Annotated in this window: 20 protein-coding genes; 12 read left to right on the top strand and 8 right to left on the bottom strand. The window is 69.6% G+C overall.

Annotated features, from left to right (window positions below; genetic code table 11):
- Positions 1-386: 386 nt before the first annotated feature.
- From CW359_RS19705 to CW359_RS19695, 3 genes are read right to left on the bottom strand one after another with little or no spacing between them, the layout of a single operon-like run.
- On the bottom strand, positions 387-1289 hold the full coding sequence (locus tag CW359_RS19705; RefSeq protein ID WP_198655294.1) for an IS3 family transposase: 903 nt from the start codon (positions 1287-1289) through the stop codon (positions 387-389).
- The gene (locus CW359_RS19700; protein WP_105971349.1) at positions 1244-1564 is read right to left on the bottom strand and encodes a transposase; all 321 of its coding nucleotides are present in this window, start codon (positions 1562-1564) and stop codon (positions 1244-1246) included. Before CW359_RS19700 ends, CW359_RS19705 begins: the two co-directional genes overlap by 46 nt.
- 30 nt (positions 1565-1594) lie before the next feature.
- Positions 1595-1873, bottom strand: a complete 279-nt coding sequence (locus CW359_RS19695; protein WP_105971281.1) for a hypothetical protein — start codon at positions 1871-1873, stop codon at positions 1595-1597.
- Between the two features lie 626 nt (positions 1874-2499).
- Here CW359_RS19695 and CW359_RS19690 point away from each other — a divergent pair.
- The 3 genes from CW359_RS19690 to CW359_RS19685 are packed head-to-tail and all read left to right on the top strand — an operon-like array spanning position 2500 to position 4666.
- Positions 2500-3564, top strand: a complete 1065-nt coding sequence (locus tag CW359_RS19690) for an aromatic ring-hydroxylating oxygenase subunit alpha (protein ID WP_105971280.1) — start codon at positions 2500-2502, stop codon at positions 3562-3564.
- The gene (locus CW359_RS45890; protein WP_198655293.1) at positions 3561-3734 is read left to right on the top strand and encodes a hypothetical protein; all 174 of its coding nucleotides are present in this window, start codon (positions 3561-3563) and stop codon (positions 3732-3734) included. Before CW359_RS19690 ends, CW359_RS45890 begins: the two co-directional genes overlap by 4 nt.
- Entirely contained in the window at positions 3731-4666 is a 936-nt protein-coding gene (locus tag CW359_RS19685; protein WP_105971279.1) for a PDR/VanB family oxidoreductase, read from the top strand. Before CW359_RS45890 ends, CW359_RS19685 begins: the two co-directional genes overlap by 4 nt.
- On the opposite strand, the gene CW359_RS19680 is transcribed toward CW359_RS19685, so the two are convergent.
- The gene (locus tag CW359_RS19680; RefSeq protein ID WP_105971278.1) at positions 4617-5435 is read right to left on the bottom strand and encodes an IclR family transcriptional regulator domain-containing protein; all 819 of its coding nucleotides are present in this window, start codon (positions 5433-5435) and stop codon (positions 4617-4619) included. The genes CW359_RS19685 and CW359_RS19680 overlap by 50 nt on opposite strands.
- Before the next feature lie 255 nt (positions 5436-5690).
- On the opposite strand from CW359_RS19680, the gene CW359_RS19675 reads away from it, so the two are divergent.
- Genes CW359_RS19675 through CW359_RS19660 form a run of 4 tightly spaced genes read left to right on the top strand, consistent with a single transcriptional unit; the run spans position 5691 to position 9089 of the window.
- Entirely contained in the window at positions 5691-6662 is a 972-nt protein-coding gene (locus CW359_RS19675; RefSeq protein ID WP_105971277.1) for an ABC transporter substrate-binding protein, read from the top strand.
- Positions 6659-7432 (top strand): ABC transporter permease, encoded by a 774-nt coding sequence (locus CW359_RS19670; RefSeq protein WP_105971276.1) that lies wholly within the window; start codon positions 6659-6661, stop codon positions 7430-7432. Before CW359_RS19675 ends, CW359_RS19670 begins: the two co-directional genes overlap by 4 nt.
- Positions 7429-8208, top strand: coding sequence for an ABC transporter permease (locus CW359_RS19665; protein WP_105971275.1), 780 nt, complete (start codon positions 7429-7431; stop codon positions 8206-8208). The genes CW359_RS19670 and CW359_RS19665 overlap by 4 nt, the downstream gene beginning before the upstream one ends.
- Positions 8209-8249: 41 nt before the next feature.
- Positions 8250-9089 carry an ABC transporter ATP-binding protein gene (locus CW359_RS19660; protein ID WP_105971274.1) on the top strand — a complete coding sequence of 280 codons (840 nt, stop codon included), beginning with the start codon at positions 8250-8252 and terminating at the stop codon, positions 9087-9089.
- An 88-nt stretch (positions 9090-9177) separates the two neighbouring features.
- Here CW359_RS19660 and CW359_RS19655 read toward each other — a convergent pair whose 3' ends face one another.
- Entirely contained in the window at positions 9178-9849 is a 672-nt protein-coding gene (locus CW359_RS19655; RefSeq protein ID WP_198655292.1) for an MmyB family transcriptional regulator, read from the bottom strand.
- A 251-nt stretch (positions 9850-10100) separates the two neighbouring features.
- Here CW359_RS19655 and CW359_RS19650 point away from each other — a divergent pair, with 251 nt between their 5' ends.
- The 3 genes from CW359_RS19650 to CW359_RS19640 are packed head-to-tail and all read left to right on the top strand — an operon-like array spanning position 10101 to position 12521.
- Entirely contained in the window at positions 10101-10757 is a 657-nt protein-coding gene (locus CW359_RS19650; RefSeq protein ID WP_105971348.1) for a helix-turn-helix domain-containing protein, read from the top strand.
- A 32-nt stretch (positions 10758-10789) separates the two neighbouring features.
- Complete coding sequence (locus CW359_RS19645) at positions 10790-11320, top strand: toxin-antitoxin system, toxin component (RefSeq protein ID WP_105971347.1); 531 nt, start codon at positions 10790-10792, stop codon at positions 11318-11320.
- A gap of 13 nt (positions 11321-11333) precedes the next feature.
- The gene (locus CW359_RS19640; RefSeq protein WP_105971272.1) at positions 11334-12521 is read left to right on the top strand and encodes an MAB_1171c family putative transporter; all 1188 of its coding nucleotides are present in this window, start codon (positions 11334-11336) and stop codon (positions 12519-12521) included.
- A 94-nt stretch (positions 12522-12615) separates the two neighbouring features.
- On the opposite strand, the gene CW359_RS19635 is transcribed toward CW359_RS19640, so the two are convergent.
- Positions 12616-13629 carry an alpha/beta fold hydrolase gene (locus tag CW359_RS19635; RefSeq protein WP_105971271.1) on the bottom strand — a complete coding sequence of 338 codons (1014 nt, stop codon included), beginning with the start codon at positions 13627-13629 and terminating at the stop codon, positions 12616-12618.
- Positions 13630-13846: 217 nt separating this feature from the next.
- On the opposite strand from CW359_RS19635, the gene CW359_RS19630 reads away from it, so the two are divergent.
- On the top strand, positions 13847-14074 hold the full coding sequence (locus CW359_RS19630; protein WP_105971270.1) for a hypothetical protein: 228 nt from the start codon (positions 13847-13849) through the stop codon (positions 14072-14074).
- Here the strand turns inward: CW359_RS19630 and CW359_RS19625 are convergent.
- Both CW359_RS19625 and CW359_RS19620 read right to left on the bottom strand, forming a co-directional pair.
- Positions 14049-14747, bottom strand: coding sequence for a 4'-phosphopantetheinyl transferase family protein (locus CW359_RS19625; protein WP_105971269.1), 699 nt, complete (start codon positions 14745-14747; stop codon positions 14049-14051). The genes CW359_RS19630 and CW359_RS19625 overlap by 26 nt on opposite strands.
- Positions 14695-15603, bottom strand: coding sequence for a metallophosphoesterase family protein (locus CW359_RS19620; RefSeq protein ID WP_105971268.1), 909 nt, complete (start codon positions 15601-15603; stop codon positions 14695-14697). The genes CW359_RS19625 and CW359_RS19620 overlap by 53 nt, the downstream gene beginning before the upstream one ends.
- Positions 15604-15968: 365 nt before the next feature.
- Between CW359_RS19620 and CW359_RS19615 the strand changes: the two genes are divergently transcribed.
- Positions 15969-17120 (top strand): ATP-grasp domain-containing protein, encoded by a 1152-nt coding sequence (locus CW359_RS19615; RefSeq protein WP_105971267.1) that lies wholly within the window; start codon positions 15969-15971, stop codon positions 17118-17120.
- The last annotated feature ends 44 nt before the right edge of the window (positions 17121-17164 follow it).

Genomic DNA, 17164 nt, shown 5'->3' with positions numbered 1-17164 from the left:
TCCCCGCGCCAAACTCCCCCTGGGCGATGGCCAAGGCGACGCTCTCCGCCCAGCCGACGGTGGCGGGCGGGAGGAGGCCCAGACCACGGGCCGTCCCCAGCGCGGCCAGCCGCTCGGCGCGCCGGAGATGGAGTTGTGGGTCGATGATCCGTCGGATTCCAGCGGCTGCCACGCCCTGCGGTGCGAATACGCGGGGCTGGTCGGGCCGCACCCCCGTTGGCCGTTGCGGTACGAAGTGCGAGCGCCCCGCAGGGCGCGCAGTAACGGCATGAACGATACGCCGTCGAACTCACGGTGATCTGCCCCGTGTTTCGTAGAGTGAACCGCTCCGGGTCTGATGGAGGCTCCGGCCTGCCCCGAGTTGTGTGGAGTCGAGTTGCTTGGTTTCAGGCTACTGGAGGGGTGCGGAGTTCGTACTCCACCGGGCTGAGCATGCCTAGCGCGGAGTGTCTGCGCTGGCGGTTGTGGAAGATTTCCAGGTACTCGAAGAGTGCGGTGGACAGCTCCAGACGCGTCCGCCACCGTCTGCGGTTGAGCAGTTCGACCTGGACCCGAGCCCAGAAGGATTCCATCATCGCGTTGTCCACGCAGTCCCCGATGGAGCCCATCGAAGGCAGCAGGCCGGAGGCCCTCGCGCGCTGGGTGAATGCCCAGGACCCGAACTCGCTGCCGCGGTCCGTATGGAAAATGACGCCTCGCACGTCTCCGCCACGGGTCGTCGCGGCCATGTGCAGGGCAGCGACGACCAGTTCGGCATCGTGGCGTGTCCCCATCGCGTAGCCCGGCAGACGCCGGGAGAAAAGGTCGATGACCGTGGCCAGGTACAGCTTGCCCTCGCCGGTTTCGATCTCGGTCATGTCCCCGCACCAGACCAGGTCGGGTGCCTCGGCGGTGAAGTCGCGGCGCACGAAGTCCAGTGCGGCCGACCGCTTCCCCGGGCGGGTCAGCCCCCGCCGTCTGCGTACCTTCCGCGCGACCAGGCCCAGCTCGGCCATGATCTTCGCGATGGTGTTCACCGAGATCCGCCAGCCCTGCCTCACCAGCCTGATCCAGATCTTCGGCGAGCCGTAGGTGCCGCCGGAGTCGTCGAACTCTCCCTTCACCACCTCGATCAGATGCTGTCTGCGCAGCTCACGTCGGGTGGGCTGGTGGGTGTGGTGCTTGTAGAACCACGACTCGCTCACGCCCGGGGCGCGGCAGGAGACGCGGTGCGAAATGCCGTGCTCGGTCCTGAAGCCGCTGATCACCCCGACGACGGACGCCGGGTCCGCCACGGCTGCTTCACCCACAGGACCATGCAGCGTTTGAGGACATCACGCTCCATGCCCAGCTCCTTGTTGTCCCGCTTGAGCTGGGCGTTCTCCCGCCGCAACCGCTCCAGCTCGTCACTTCCGCCAGCCGGTGCGGTCCCTGCCCGACGGGCGCGGGAGACCCAGCTCGCCAGGGTGGTCTCGTTGATCCCCAGGTCTTCGGCGACCTCCGCGATCGTCTTGCCGGTCTCCATGACGATCCGTACAGCTCCCTCACGGAACTCCGGCTCGAACTTCCGTCGCTTCTCCGCCATGACTCCCAACTTCCCCTGCAGTCACGGTCTCTACGCTACGAGGGGAAGAACAGACTTCGCCTTCGCCGCGTCCCGGACGGCCGCCTGTGCATCCGTATTCCGCGGTTCCTGGGCGACCTCCACGGCCACGGTGCCGCTGTCCGGAGTCAGCACAGCACCGACCCGCCTGCGGGCGATCACCCACTCCTGCCGCTCCTGCTCAGCCGCGGCCAACTCGGCCTGGAAGCGGTCGGCCTCCTCCCGCAGCCCGTCAACGCGACGGCGAGCAACAAGCTCGCGCTGTTCCAGCAGTCCAACAACCGACGGCATCCACGACCTCCCGGGAAGCGACAACACGACACGCCACTACTCCCACAAGACCGCCGTCCTACGCCCCGCCAGCAGAAACGCAGTCCCCAAGTCCGGAAAGACAACAGCTTCTAACCGGGCCAGGCGTCCCATGCGCGTCACCGGGAGACGAACGGACTGTCGATGACCCTCATTCTGCGTCCTTCAGTCCGCAATCTCCTCGCGATTCCTGCTCCCAATCCCTCGCGCTACCTTCCCGACCTGCGACAACACGCTGAAGGGCCGAAAGTAAGGCAGATTCGACCCGGATTCGACCCCGAAGCCGTCACACGCTCCGACGAACACACTTGATCTGCGGCGATGCAAGTTCTGCTCCTGTACAGACAGTTTGCGGCGCAACAAGCAAGCCAAAATACCCAAAGACGCCATACCCTACAAAGCGGGAGCGTCAGGCTTCACGCAAACCATCGACGGAAACGCTCAGCGAGATTGCCGGCTCAGCGAACTCCTGATTTCACTCCCAGAAGCGAGCACCCGCCCTGAACAGGCATTTTCCCCAGATCCTTCCGTGAGGCGGAAGAGGCATTGCGTCCCCGCGACACCCTTCCGGACGATGTCGCCATCACCCAACGACGGGAGCCGCAACGATGCCGCACACCACCGCCTTCGCCAGGAACCAGTGGTACGTCGCCGCCTACAGCCACGAGGTCGGCCGGGAGTTGCTCGGCCGGACGATCCTCGGTGAGCCGATCGTCTTCTACCGCACCGAGGGCGAGGGCACGCCCGTCGCCCTGCACGACCGCTGTGTGCACCGCCGGTACCCGCTCTCCGAGAGCGGCCTCGACGGCGACCGCATCGTGTGCGGTTACCACGGCTTCACCTACGACACCTCCGGCACGTGCGTGTACGTGCCGGGGCAGAAACGGGTGCCGCGCACCGCCCGGGTCGTGGCCTACCCGGTGGTCGAGCAGGACTCGCTGGTGTGGGTGTGGATAGGCGACCCGGCGCTCGCCGACCCGCAGACCATCCCGCGCGCCCGGCACCTCGACTCCCCCGGCTGGACCACCATCCAGGGCATGGAGCCGATCGACGCCGACTACGGCCTCCTCGTCGACAACCTCCTCGACCTCTCCCACGAGACCTATCTGCACGGCGGCTACATAGGCACCCCCGAGGTCGCCGAGACGCCGATCACCACCGAGGTCGACGAGGGCGCCGGGATCGTCCGGGTCAGCCGGCACATGGCCGACGCCGAGTGCCCGCCGTTCTACGCCAGGTCGACCGGCATCGAGGGCCGGATCACCCGCTGGCAGGACATCGAGTACCACGCGCCCTGCCTCTACCTCCTGCACAGCCGGATCGCCCCGGTGGGTGTGGTGCCCGAGGCGGACGGCAGCGACCCGAACGGCTTCCACACCGAGATCACGTACGCGATCACACCGTCGTCCGACGGCAAGGTGTACGACTTCTGGATGGTCTCCCGGGACTGGGCCACGGACGACGACGAGGTCACCGAGTTCCTGCGGAGCAACAACCACACGGTGGTCATGCAGGACGTCGTCGCGCTCAACCTCCTTCAGGAGACGCTCGGTTCGGAGCGCACCGGCTACCAGGAGCTGAGCATCAACATCGACACCGGTGGTCTCGCCGCCCGCCGTATCCTCGCCCGGCTGGTCGAGGAGGGCGACAAGCCCGTGGAGAAGGTCCTGTGAGCAGCAGCCCGACAGGAGAGATCTACCGCATCGACTGGCTGCCGGGCACGGACATCCTGCACGGCACCTGTCACTGCGGACGCGAACACAGCTCGCAGGACCCCATCGAGATGTGGGAGTGGATGCTCTCCCACCCCCAGGGACATCAGTCGACAGGAAACAGCTCATGAGCGTGTACGAAGCCGAACTCGTCGTCGACCGGCGCGAGTCGGCCGCCGATGGAGTGCTCGCCCTCACCCTGCGGCATCCGCTGGGCGAGCAACTCCCGGAGTGGGAGCCCGGCGCCCATGTCGACGTCGTGCTCGGGCCCGAACTGGAGCGCCAGTACTCGCTCTGCGGCGACCCGGCCGACCGGTCCGCGTGGCGGATAGCCGTGCTGCGCGAGCCCGACGGGCGCGGCGGATCCGCTTATGTGCACGGGCAGTTGAAGGTCGGCGACAAGGTGCGGATACGCGGTCCCCGCAACCACTTCGCCCTCAAGCCGGCCCCCCGCTACCGCTTCGTCGCGGGCGGCATCGGCATCACCCCGATCCTCCCGATGCTCGCCGCCGCCGAGGCCGCGGGCGCCGAGTGGACGCTGCTGTACGGCGGGCGCACCCGTAACTCCATGGCGTTCACCGAGGAGTTGGCGCGGTACGGGGACAAGGTCACCTTCGCTCCGCAGGACGAGACCGGCCTGCTGGACCTCGACTCGGAGGTCGGGCGGCTCACCGCAGGCACCCTCGTCTACTGCTGCGGGCCCGGGGCGCTGCTCGACGCCGTGGAGGCCGTCTGTCCCGGCGGTGCGCTGCACGTCGAGCGGTTCGCACCGAAGGTCCAACAGGGCGGCGACGACAGTGAGTTCGAAGTCGTCCTGGAGCGCAGCGGTCGTACGCTGACCGTGCCGGTCGACGTGTCCGTGCTGGACACCGTGCGCGAAGCCGGGGTCGAGGTGCTCTACTCCTGCACCGAGGGCACCTGCGGGACCTGCGAGACCGATGTGCTCGAAGGGACCCCGGACCACCGGGACTCGGTGCTCACGGACGAGGAGCGGGAGACGGGCGAGACGATGCTCATCTGTGTGTCCCGGTGCCGGGGGCCGCGGCTCGTCCTCGACCTGTAGCCATCGCGAGGTCGGCCTCGATCCTGGCGACCGTGGCCAGCAGGTGGGGCAGCAGGTCCCAGCGTACCGACTCCACGGAGTTGCGGCCGGCGTGGACGGGGATGTTCACGCCGGCCACCACCTCGCCGTCCCGGTCGCGCACCGGGGCGGCGACCGAGCGCAGCCCCTCCTCCAGTTCCTGGTCGACGACGGCGTGCCCCTGTCGTCGTACGCGCTGAAGTTCCGTTCGCAGTAGAGCCGTTGAGGTGATCGTCCGGGCGGTCAGCGGGCGCAGGTCGGCGCGGGCGAGGCGGGCGTCCAGCTCCTCCTCGGGCAGATGCGCGAGGATCACCCGGCCCACCGAGGTGACGTGGGCCGGGAAGCGGGTGCCGACGGTGATGGCCGCCGTCATGATGCGGCGGGTCGTGACCCTGGCCACGTACACGATGTCGTCGCCGTCCAGGACGCACAGCGAGGACGACTCCCTTACCTGCGCGACGAGTTGCTCCAGATGCGGTTCGGCGATCTGCGGCAGGGTGAAGGCGGCGAGGTAGGCGTAGCCGAGTTCCAGGACGCGCGGCGTGAGCCGGAAGAGGCGGCCGTCGGTGTGGACGTAGCCGAGGTCGGTGAGGGTCAGCAGGAAGCGGCGGGCGGCGGCGCGGGTCAGTTCGCAGGCGCGGGCGACCTCGCTGAGCGTCAGCGCCGGGTGTTCGGCGTCGAAGGCGCGGATGACCGCGAGGCCGCGTTCGAAGGAGCGGACGAAGTGCGGGGCGCGGGCGGCAGCGGTCATCGTAGCCTCCAGGGGGACGTACGAGTGTTCGCTGTGCGCACGCTATGAGTGCGTGCCGTGTACGTCAACGACCGGGTACGGCAAGGGCATTGACCCTGGCTCGCACGGGGCTCTACGTTCCCGCTGAGAAGTCCCGCGAGGTTCCCCGGCGTTCGGGGACCGTTCTCCCTGAGCACACCCGTGCTGTCTGCGCACAACTCGCCACCATCTGGCACAACCTGTCGGAGCACCAGGATCGGTCCCACAGGAGGAGTCATGCGTCGTCTGTTCACCGGCCTCACGGCCGTCACGCTTCTGGTCACCGCCACGGCCTGTGGTTCGTCGGACGGTTCCGGTTCGCCGGACGGCTCCGCGTCGTCCGGCGGCACCACCACGGTCAAGGTCGGCATCATCCCCATCGTCGACGTCGCACCCCTCTATCTCGGCCAGCAGAAGGGCTTCTTCAGCGAGCGCGGGCTCAAGCTGTCGCTCACCCTCGCGCAGGGCGGCGCGGCGATCGTGCCGGGGGTCGTCAGCGGTCAGTTCCAGTTCGGCTTCAGCAATGTCACCTCGCTGATGATCGCCCAGTCGAACAACGTGCCGGTCAAGGCAGTTGTCAACGGCATCGCGTCAACAGGCGTGGCGGGCAAGGACTTCAGCGCGATCACGGTGAAGAAGGACAGCCCGATCAAGTCGGCGAAGGACCTGGAGGGCAAGAAGGTCGCGGTCAACACCCTGAAGAACATCAACGAGACGTCGGTGCGCGAGTCGGTGCGCAAGGCGGGCGGCGACCCGGACAAGGTGACCTTCGTCGAGCTGGCCTTCGACCAGATGCCCGCCGCCCTCGACAGTGGCCAGATCGACGCGGCCCAGGTCGTCGAGCCGGCCCTGGCGACCGTCAAGAGCCAGGGCGGCACCGAGATCGCCTGGCCGATGGTGGACGTCGCGCCGAACTGCACGGTCGCCATGTACTTCACGTCGACCCAATACGCCGAGAAGAACCCGGAGTTGGTGAAGAAGTTCCAGGAGGCCACCGCCGAGTCCCTCGCCTACGCCGACGCCCATCCGGACGAGGCCCGCCAGATCGTCACGACGTACACCAAGATCCCGGCGGACGTGCTGGCGAAGGTGACCCTGCCGAAGTGGCCGGCCGAGGCGGACCGTGCCTCGATCGAGGCGCTGCTGAAGCTCGGCGAGTCGGACGGGCTCTTCAAGCAGACCCCCGACCTGGACAAGCTGCTTCCGTGAGGGGGACGAACGCCGTCCTCGGCGCGACCGGGCTCGCGGTCTTCCTCGCCCTGGGCGAGGCGGTACCGCGACTCGGTCTCGTCAAGGAGGCGTACTTCCCGCCGGTCGCCCGGATCGCCGGCGCCCTCGGGGACGAACTGTCCGACGACACCTTCTGGACGGCGCTCGGCGACACCCTCACCGGCTGGGCGCTGGGCCTGGCGGTCGCGGTGAGCGCGGGCATCGTCATCGGGGTGCTCGTGTCGGTCGTGCCGTATCTGCGCGAGGCCACGGCGTCGACGATCGAGTTCCTGCGCCCGATCCCGTCGGTCGCCCTGATCCCGCTCGCCGTCCTCCTCTACGGCAGCGAACTCCGCTCGGTCCTCCTCCTCGTCGTCTACGCCTCCTTCTGGCAGGTGCTGGTCCAAGTCCTGTACGGCATCCAGGACTTGGACCCGGTCGCGGACGAGACGGCCCGCTCCTACGGCCTGGGCGGCTGGGCGCGCGTCCGGTACGTACTGTGGCCGACCGCGCTGCCGTACGTCATGACCGGCGTACGGCTGGCCGCGGCCGTCGCCCTGATCCTCACCGTGACCGCCGAACTGGTCATCGGGGCACCGGGGTTGGGGGCACGCATCGCCATCGCGCAGAACTCGCAGGCGGTGCCCGAGATGTACGCCCTCATCGTGGTCACCGGGCTGCTCGGCCTGGTCATCAACGTGGGCGCCCGCACGGTGGAACGGCGGGCGCTGGCCTGGCACCAGTCGGTGCGCGGGGAGGTGACGGTGTGACCCGGTTCCTGCTCCGGCTGGCCTTCGTGGTCGCGCTGCCCCTCTTCCTGCTCGGGCTCTGGTGGCTCGCCTCGGACGACAGCACCAACCCTTTCTGGCCACCACTACGCACAATCCTCACCACCTTCCCCGACGTCTGGACCTCCGAGCGACTGCGCGCGGACGTGCTGCCGAGCGTGCTGCGGCTGTCCGCCGGGTACGCGGTTGCGGCCGTCGCGGGCGTGGCCGTCGGCACGGTCATCGGCTCCTACAGGCGCGTACGGGCCCTGTGCGAACCGGTGCTGGAGTTCCTGCGGGCGATCCCGGCACCCGTCCTGATCCCCGTCATCATGCTGTTCGCGGGCATCGGCGACACCATGAAGATCACCGTGATCGCGAGCGGCTGCGTCTGGCCGATCCTCCTCAACACCGTCGAGGGAGTGCGCGCGGTCGACCCGGTGATGGCCGAAACGGCACGCTCGTACGGGATCACGGGCGCCGCCCGGCTGCGGAACGTGGTGCTGCGCTCGGCGAGCCCGCAGATCTTCGCGGGGCTGCGCCAGGCGCTGTCCATCGCGATCATCCTGATGGTCATCAGCGAGATGTTCGCCGCCAGCAACGGCCTCGGCTTCACCATCGTGCAGTTCCAACGCGGCTTCGCCGTACCGGACATGTGGACCGGCATCCTCGTCCTGGGCCTCCTCGGCTTCGCCCTCTCCGTCGTCTTCCAGCTGGTCGAGCGGCGGGTGCTCGGCTGGTACCACGGTCTGCGCGCCTCGGCCCGGCGGTCACCGTGAACCTCGTGCCGTAAATCCCAGCGAACCTGAAAGGGCGGTCCATGGGCGCGCTTCTCGATGTATCCGGCCTGAACAAGGTCTACGAGGGTTCCGGGCGCCGGGTCGAGGCGGTGCGGGACCTCACCTTCACCGTCGAGTCGGGCGAACTGGTGTGCCTGGTGGGGCCGTCGGGGTGCGGCAAGACGACACTGCTGAAGTGCGTGGGCGGGCTGCTGGCCCCGACCGCGGGCCAAGTGACCCTCTCCGGGCGGCCGGTGAGCGGTCCGCCACCGGGAATGGCGTTCGTCTTCCAGGAGTACGGCCGCAGCCTGTTCCCCTGGATGCGCGTCGGCGACAACGTCGAACTCCCGCTGAAGCAGAAGGGTCTGTCCAAGTCCCGGCGCGGCGAACTGGTCGATGACGCGCTGCGCTCGGTCGGTCTCGCGGACGCCGCCGGGGCGTATCCGTGGCAGCTGTCCGGCGGAATGCAGCAGCGGGTCGCGATCGCCCGCGCGCTCGCCTACGAGCCCGAGATCCTGCTGATGGACGAGCCGTTCGCGGCGGTCGACGCCCAGACGCGCGCCGACCTCGAAGACCTCGTACGGGGGCTGTGGCGGGAGCGCGGGATCACGATCCTGTTCGTCACGCACGACATCGACGAGGCCGTGTACCTGGGCGAGCGGGTGCTCGTCCTGTCCGGGTCGCCGACCGTCGTCAGGGAGCGGCTGAGGATCGATCTCCCGGCCGAGCGCGACCAGTTGCACACCCGAGTCGCCCCGCGCTTCGCCGAACTGCGCACGCACGTGTACGAACAGATCCAGGCGGCCAAGCGCGGCACCCCGGCGCCCGAACCGTCGGACCGGATCGTGGACGTCGAGGACCGGCCGGTGGACAAGAGCTGATCCCGGGCCACCGCCGGGTGTGAGGTGGGCGGTGGCCCCGGTGCCGTCGGCGACCTGAACGCCGACGGCACCGGGGCCAGGTACCGTCTCACGCCTCCGGGGCCGGCACCACGCTGAGGTGGTTCGCCGAGCGCCTCGGGCGGCGTGGTCCTCGTGCGGCGTCCGCCGGGCGCCGCGTCTCGCGGAGCACCAGCGTCAGCCTCGTATAGCCCATGTCCGCAAGGGACTTGGGGGTCTCGCCGACGACCCGGCACTCGGTGGCGCCCCAGCGCGGGTCGGGGTGGAGCAGCGGGCGTACGGCGCCGTCGTGCTGGACGGCCTCCGCGCCTACCGCCCGGATCCAGTGCGGCAGGCCCTGCCGGTAGGCGGCCTCCATGATCGGGTCCTGGGCGATGTCGCGGCGGATGGACTGCAGGCCGCGGTCCTGGGCGTCCCGCTCCACGGCGGCGGCGAAGTGCGCGAGCATCGGCAGGCACCAACTCGACTCGTGTTCGCCGAGGACCGTGCCCGCGTCCGGGTGGAAGAGGACGAAGCGGAGGAAGTTGTCGCCGGGCATGGCCGTGGGATGCGGGCCGACGGCGCGGAAAAGTGTCTCGAACGCGGTGTTGGCCAGGACCACGTCCCACCGGTGGTCGAGCACGACGGACGGAAAGGGCGCGGCCTCCACGAGCGTGGCGTAGTCCCGCAGATACGCCTGGGCCTCGGGACTCTCGGGGACGGGCCGCGGCGCCGGCCGCTGCCCTCCTGCCTGAAATGCCATCGGGAGGTCACCCCTCTTGCCTATGCGGCCTTCACGCGGCGCCCTGATCCTGCTGCCCCGGCAGGAGCCGTGTCAACTATCGTGGCATTTCATGCCTGTTGACGGCTGAATCTGGCCACAGATGTGGCGAGAGCTGGCTGTTAGTTCGAACAACCCGCTACTCTCTCCGGGCAGTTCACGGCAACGGCGAAGCCGAACGAAAACGAAGACGCACGAAGACGAAAACGGACGAAGACGTGGGAGACCTGTCGGTGACGGATGGCTACGAGGTTCCGGGCGCCACGGCGACGGTTCTGCTGTCCGCCGTGGTGGTCCGTGTCACCGCGCTCGCGGACCGGCTGAGCGTCGCGCACACCGAGGTCTTCAGGACGGCGCAGCTGTCCACCGCCTCCGGTGTGCCGGAGAGTGTCGTCAAGGCCCTGCTGAGCGGCCAGAGCGCCGGTGAACCCGACCTCCAGGCCCGCTTCCTGCAGCGCCTGGGCCTGCTGCGCCGCACCCGGCTCAAGCCGAACGGCCGCAAGTACACCCAGCAGGAGATCGCCGACGGCGCCGGGATGTCGCGCCAGCAGGCGGGCGCCCTGATCAACGGCGACCGGCGCCCCACGATGGAGCACTGCGACGCGATCCAGCGCTTCTTCCGGGTGCACGCCGGTTTCCTCACCGCGGAGGACCCCGAGGCGCTCGCGGGCGCCCTGCAGCGCACCGAGCAGGAGCTGCTCCAGCAGCTGGCCGACCGGGAGCGCGAGGCGGCGGCTGCCGCCTTCGACCCGCTGGAGCGGCTGCTGCAGGACCACGGTGTCCGCGGAATCGCCTGGCGGGCCGCGCAGCTGCCCTCCGACCAGCATCGCGACAAGGTCGCCGAATGGCTGGACATGCTTCTGGAGAGCGTCAAGCGGCCGGAGTCGTGATCCGAGGGATGACTGTGAACATCGGCAAGGAAATGCGCCGCCTGTGCGGCGAGTTGGTGACCGAGCTGAGGCTTCCGGCACCCGCGGCACCCGCCGACCTGTACGCGGCGCTGTGCGACGCGATGAGCAGGCGGCGCGGCCGTCCCGTCGTGTTCCGCGCGGCGCCCTTCCCGCCCGGCACGGCCAGCGGGCTGTGGCTCGACATGGCCGACCAGGACCTGATCGTGGTCGAGGAACGCACCGCGCCCGACCACCAGTTGGTGATCCTGGGCCACGAGCTGTGGCACATGCAGGCCGGCCACTGCGGCCACCATGTCGACGGCGCGGCGGTCGCCGCCCGGCTGCTGAGCGACACCGCCGACCTCCAGGCCACGGTCCGTTCGGTGGCGGCCCGTACCCGGTTCGACCTGGCGGACGAGCAGGACGCCGAGAGCTTCGGTCTGCTGCTGGCCAGCAAGTGCCGTACGTGGCTGGCGGGTTCGGCGCTGCGCAAGCCGGTGCGGCGGGACGAGCTGGCGGGCCGGATCGAGGCGTCCCTGGGCTATCGCGGGCCGCAGAGCTGAGGATGCGCCCGGCGTGAACGACTCCAGCTACTACGTGCCGTCCGCCGCGATGGTGATCGTCCTGCTCCTCAAGGGCCGGGCGGTGCTGCGCGCCTGGCGCGATCCGCTGCTGCGCTCGGTGTACGCGCTGCTCCTGCTCTCCGTCCTGGTGTTCCTCTTCGCGGCCCCGCCGACGATCTCCTGGGTCAACCGCGTCACCGGCGTCCCGAACATCTCGGCGCCGCTCGTGTACTGCCTGCTGAGCGCCTTCAGCGCCTCCTGCCTGGTCCTGATCATCAACTGGCGCGGCGGCCCACCGGAGTCCACCCGCCGCGCCTCACGCCGCTGGATCGCCGGGTACGCGGTGGTGATCGTGGCGACGGCTGCCCTGTTCGCCCTCGGCGACGCCCCCGAGCAGCGCCTGCGCGACTTCGACACGCACTACGCGAACACGCCGTACATCCGCGAGATGATCGTCCTGTATCTCGTGGCGCTGACGGTCGCGAACATAGCGATGAACATGATGTGCTGGCCGTGGGCGCTCCAGGTGCACGGCTGGCTGCGGGTCGGCCTGCTGGTCATCGTGGCGGGCTTCTTCTGCAACATCGCCTTCGCGGCGGCCAAGATGACGGCCGTGATCGCCCGCTGGAACGGCGAGAACCTCGACTACCTGAGCACGTACGTCGCCCCCGCGATGGCCGCCGCCGCGGAGGTCGTGACAGCGGCCGGCTTCTGCATCCCGCTGGCCTTCCAGCGCGTGGGCGACGTCTGGAGCACCTGGTCGACGTACCGCCGTCTGAGCCCCCTGTGGCGCGAACTGGCCCCGCTCTCGGACCACGGCGACCGCGCGGTCCGCATCGCCTGGTGGTCCCCGGCCGAACTCCAGGTCACCCAGCGCGAGTCGGACATCCACGACGGCATGCTCAGCCTGTACCCGTACTTCGACCCGACGGTCCGGACCAGGGCCTACGAGGCCGCGGTCACCGCCGGCTCACCCCCCGAGGTCGCCAGAGCGGAGGCGGACGCGGCGATGGTGACGGCGGCCTTACGGGCCAGGGCGGCGGACCCGGAGGGCAGGGTGATCAACGAGGCGACAGCAACGGAGAACGACGCGTCGACGGCAGCGGCCGAGGGCCCGCGAGACTTGGTGGCCATGTCGCACGCCTTGCGCAAATCACCGGTGGTGGCGGCGGTACGAGAGGGAACGGTGGCTTTCCAGTAAGGGCTGCGGTGGGCTTTTGGGGGCGCGGGGCTGTGTCAATTTGCGGCTCCGCCGCGTGGGCGCGACCGGCCACGACGGCGCCGCACCCGAAAGACTACGTCGCACTACGCTCACTGACCTCCCGCAACTCCTCCCCCACCCCCTCCCCACCGGGCCGCCCGTCAACCAACAACTCCCGCCAATGCTCCCGACTCCAGTCGGCAGGCGCACTCCCCCCGGTGAACTCCTCCACCAGCGAGACGAACCGCCCCGGATCGCTGTGGAACGGAAAATGCCCCGCCCCCTCGAAGATCTCCAGCCGACTCCCCGGCATGGCCTCGTGCGCCCCGTACGCATGCCGCACCGGCACCACACTGTCCCGGTCCCCCCACAGCAACATCGTCGGCATGCCCTCGGTCAGATAGCACCGGTCGAGCATCGTCACCACCTGCCCCCGCCAGTCGACGACGGCCCGCAGCGTACGGATGAAGGCGTTGCGCGAGGTCTCGTCGGGCAACGCGTCCACCAGCGTGAGCAACTCCGGCGCGTCCTGCCCCAGATCGGTGTCCAGCAGCTCCATCAGCCGTACGACCAGCCCCACTTGCATCCGCATCCCCGGCAACCGCAGCGCGGACAGCGCGAGATGGGCCCCAGGAAGTGACACGGCCCGCAGGACCGGGTTCACCTCCCGCCCCACACCTCCCGCGCTCACCAGGATGAGCCGCTCCGTACGCTCGGGGAACTGATAGGCGAACTGCATCGCCACCCCGCCCCCGAGCGAGTGCCCGACGAGCGTCGCGGACTCGATGCCGAGGGTGGTCAGCAGGTCCCGTACGCCGTTGGCGTAGGCGGCGACCGAGTAGTCGGCGCGCGGTTTGTCGGAGGCGCCGTGGCCGAGCAGGTCGGGGGCGATCACGGTGTGGCTGCGGGCGAGGTCGGGGATCAGCTCGGCCCAGGTCGCCGAGGAGTCCCCGATGCCGTGGATCAGGACGAGCGCGGGGCCCGAGCCCGCCATCCGGAAGGCCCGGCGGTACCCGTGCACGACGCGGTACCGCAGCTCCAGTTCGTCGTCGCCCACCGGACGCAGCCTTACGGCGCGTGCCGGTCCATGGCGCGGGACGTCCATCACTGCGCACACCCCCGTTTCCTGAGCGCCGACGCGCCGACGCGCCGCCACCTTCCCGAAAACCCTTTCCCTCCAGCGTAGAACCCCATTCTCACGAGGCGTTTCAAGGAGGTTTCGCCTCCGCTAAGCGAGCGAACCGACGCGTAGCGAAGCGGGATTGTCAGTGGCGGGCGGCAAGCTGGGGGTGCAGGGATGACGCCGACATGGGGAGAGCCGTCCGATGCCGACCGCTGTACTGACCGACCGTGAGCGCACCGCCGTACAGGCCTACTTGAGGCTGCTGCACACCGTGCGCGCGGCCTTCGACATGCCGCAGGGCAGCCGCAGGCCGGCCGTCGTACCGCCCGCCGTCCTCGCGGAGGCGGAGGCGGCGCTGGCGGCTGCGGGTCTGACCGGCAACGAGGAGCGGTTCTTCGAGCTGCTCAGACAGGCCGGTGCGGCACACTGACCGCCGTCCCGAGCAGCCCGCGCCGTACGGTCCAGCGGCCGTCGAAGGAGCCGACCTCTCGGCCGCCGACGACCGGTCCGGGCACCAGCAGTCGGGCCCGGAAGGTGCCGTACGGGTGCGGGCCCGGCTCGGCCGTGAAGGCGATGTCGGCCTCGCTGAAGTCCAGCCACTTACCGGTGAGGGGGAACCACGCCTTGTAGACCGACTCCTTGGCGCTGAACAGCAGCCGGTCCCAGTGCACGCCCGACCCGGCTTCGGCGAGTACGCGCAGGTGCTCCCGTTCCGTGGGCAGGGCCACGGAGCCGAGGACGCCCTCGGGGAGCGGCTGGTGGGGTTCGGCGTCGATGCCGATCGAGGCGAGGTCGGTGGCGCGGACCAGTGCGGCGGCGCAGTAGCCCTCGCAGTGGGTCATGCTGCCGACCAGCCCGGCCGGCCAGCGCGGGGCGCCCCGCTCGCCGGGCAGCACGGGCTGCGGCGACACGCCGAGCTTCTCCATGGCCCTGCGGGCACACGCACGGACGAGGGTGAACTCGCGGACGCGCTTGGGCACCGCCCGGGTCACGAGCGCCTGCTCCTCCGGGTACAGCGTCGCGTCGCCGGGGCTGTCGCCGAACGGCTCGTCACCGTGTGCTTCCACGGCCACCACCGTGGCCGGAAGCAGCTCCTCGATCACCGGTTCCGACCTCCATCGGCAGTATGCGGCGCAGCCTTCCCGGGTCTCCGGGGCGCTTCTGCCACTCGCGGGGGTAGCCCACCGACACTTCCTCGAAGCGCACGCCCTCGTGCCAGGTGGTCCGAGGGATGTGCAGATGACCGTAGACCATGGTCGCGACGCGGAAGCGGCGGTGCCAGTCGGCGGTCAGTGTGGTGCCGCACCACATGGCGAACTCGGGGTGCCACAGCACGTCCGTCGGGTGCCGGTCCAGCGGGTAGTGGTTGACCAGCACCGTCGGCAGGTCCTCGGGCAGCTCGGCGAGCCGCCGCTCGGTCTCCGCGACCCGGGCCCGGCACCAGGCCTCTCGGGTCGGATACGGGTCCGGGTGCAGGACGAACTCGTCGGTGCAGACGATGCCGGTGCTCTCCGCGTACGCGAGGCCCTCCTCCTTGGTGGCGCAGCCCTGCGGCAGGAAGGAGTAGTCGTAGAGGAGGAAGAGCGGGGCGACGGCGACGGGGCCGCCGGGGCCCTCCCACACGGGGTAGGGGTCCTCGGGCGTCGTCACGCCCAGCTCGCGGCAGAGGGCGACGAGGTGGTCGTAGCGGGCGACGCCGCGCAGGGTGACCGGGTCCTTGGGGTGGGTCCACAGCTCGTGGTTTCCGGGTGCCCAGATGACCTTCCGGAACCGTCCGGCGAGGGTTTCGAGGACCCAGCGGATGTCGGCCACGGTCTCCGACACGTCGCCGGCGACGAGCAGCCAGTCCTCGTCCGACTGGGGCCGCATCCGTTCGACCAGAGCGCGGTTCTCAGGATAGCTGATGTGCAGATCGCTGATCGCCAGCAGCTGTCCGGCACCACCGGCCGTCGACTCCACCCCAGCCCCCTCCGCAGCCGAACTCCGCCCCCGCGGGCGCACGTTCGGACCCACAAGAACACATCCCCGGCAGCCGGACAAGTAGGGCTCGACGCGCCCCGCGGGCCCCCTCCGCGAAGATCGTCGAATGAGGCCGAAGATCACTACCGGGGGCCACTGGTGGTGCACAAGGCAACACACGGGGTATTGCTGTCGATTCCGTAACACGCACGTAGCAGAAACACCGTCGCCGGAGCCTTATGATCGCCTCAACACTTCCGCCAAAAACCGGTTCGCACCCGGCGGCTTGTCGTGTTCCCAACTCTCCCCTGGCCGGGCTCGGCCTTGCTCCGCCGTGCCCGTGATCCTTGAAAGGTGGCCCCTGCATGGTCTCTCGCGTACGCGTCTGGCTCAACCGCACGTACGCGGAGAACGTGTTCTTCATTGAACAGGTGCGGAAAAATCCGAGCGATCGCGCGGTCTCGATCCACGCCACCCACGGGGACGCCGACTCCCCCGTCCTGGCCGCCGCCGACACCGCCGCGATGGAGCCCGAGGGCCTCTCCCCCGCCGCGTACGTCGAATACGCGCTCGACCAGTGCGACCGCCGCGAGATCGACGTGTTCGTGCCGCGACTGCACCAGGACGCGATCGTCGAGCACCGCGCGGACTTCGAGGCCGTCGGTACCAAGCTGCTCGCGCCGACGCCCGAGGCGGTGGCCGTCTTCCAGGACAAGGCGACCGCGTACCAGGCCGTCGAGGCGGTCGGGGTACCGGTGCCGCCGTGGTGGCGGGTGCGCAACGCCGACGAACTCGTCACCGCCGTCGAGAAGTTGGAGGCGGACGGGCACAAGGCGTGCTTCAAGCCGGCGGCGGGCGCGGGCGGGGTGGGTTTCCGGGTGATCACCCGTGCCCCCTTCTCGATGTCGCACCTGAACGGATTCCCCACCCCCTACGTCCAGTTGGACATGGTCCTGGACGTGCTGCGCAACTCCGACGAGGGCGTCGACTGGCTGGTGATGCCCCGTCTGGAGCAGCCCGAGGTCTCCGTCGACTGCCTCACCGGCCCCGACTCGCGCATCCGGATGGCGATCGGCCGCACCAAGAACGGCCGGCGTCGCGGCTTCACCCTCGACGAGGCCTGGCTGGAGCCCGCGCGGCTCATCGCCGAGGGCTTCGGACTGCACCACCTGAGCAACATCCAGTTCCGGATGTACGAGGACCGCCCGGTCCTGATGGACGTCAACACCCGCCCGGCCGGCGGACTGCACCAGCTCCAGCTGTGCGGCGTCAACGCCCCTTGGGCAGCAGTACAGTTGGCCCTCGGCGAGGACCCGGGCGACCTGGTCCCGCCGTTCCTCGGCCAGGACTACGCGGTGGTCTCGGCACCCCGCCCGGTGCGTACGACGTCGGTCCCGGCCCACGCGGACGAGGTCCCGACCCTCACATCGACGCTGCCGGCCGTACCGGCACCGCCGGTAGTAGAGGAAGCGGCAGCTGGGGCGCCGGCGGGAACACCGGCAACGGCAACGGCGTAGCGCTTCACCACCTAGCACGAAGAACGGGCGGGCCGTAAAAAATA

Origin of the sequence: Streptomyces geranii, from assembly GCF_002954775.1 — a bacterium.
GTDB lineage: Bacteria > Actinomycetota > Actinomycetes > Streptomycetales > Streptomycetaceae > Streptomyces > Streptomyces geranii.
Note: the sequence above shows the minus strand (reverse complement) of the source record. Positions and strands in the feature narration are given on the sequence as shown.

What these genes read in the sequence shown, in the direction of transcription:
- CW359_RS19680 (WP_105971278.1), bottom strand. Translation starts at nt 5,435, where the DNA reads ATGACCGCTGCCGCCCGCGCCCCGCACTTCGTCCGCTCCTTCGAACGC.
- CW359_RS19645 (WP_105971347.1), top strand. Translation starts at nt 10,790, where the DNA reads ATGCGCCGCCTGTGCGGCGAGTTGGTGACCGAGCTGAGGCTTCCGGCA.
- CW359_RS19630 (WP_105971270.1), top strand. Translation starts at nt 13,847, where the DNA reads ATGCCGACCGCTGTACTGACCGACCGTGAGCGCACCGCCGTACAGGCC.
- CW359_RS19655 (WP_198655292.1), bottom strand. Translation starts at nt 9,849, where the DNA reads ATGGCATTTCAGGCAGGAGGGCAGCGGCCGGCGCCGCGGCCCGTCCCC.
- CW359_RS19685 (WP_105971279.1), top strand. Translation starts at nt 3,731, where the DNA reads ATGAGCGTGTACGAAGCCGAACTCGTCGTCGACCGGCGCGAGTCGGCC.
- CW359_RS19615 (WP_105971267.1), top strand. Translation starts at nt 15,969, where the DNA reads ATGGTCTCTCGCGTACGCGTCTGGCTCAACCGCACGTACGCGGAGAAC.
- CW359_RS19690 (WP_105971280.1), top strand. Translation starts at nt 2,500, where the DNA reads ATGCCGCACACCACCGCCTTCGCCAGGAACCAGTGGTACGTCGCCGCC.
- CW359_RS19660 (WP_105971274.1), top strand. Translation starts at nt 8,250, where the DNA reads ATGGGCGCGCTTCTCGATGTATCCGGCCTGAACAAGGTCTACGAGGGT.
- CW359_RS19700 (WP_105971349.1), bottom strand. Translation starts at nt 1,564, where the DNA reads ATGGCGGAGAAGCGACGGAAGTTCGAGCCGGAGTTCCGTGAGGGAGCT.
- CW359_RS19675 (WP_105971277.1), top strand. Translation starts at nt 5,691, where the DNA reads ATGCGTCGTCTGTTCACCGGCCTCACGGCCGTCACGCTTCTGGTCACC.
- CW359_RS19695 (WP_105971281.1), bottom strand. Translation starts at nt 1,873, where the DNA reads ATGCCGTCGGTTGTTGGACTGCTGGAACAGCGCGAGCTTGTTGCTCGC.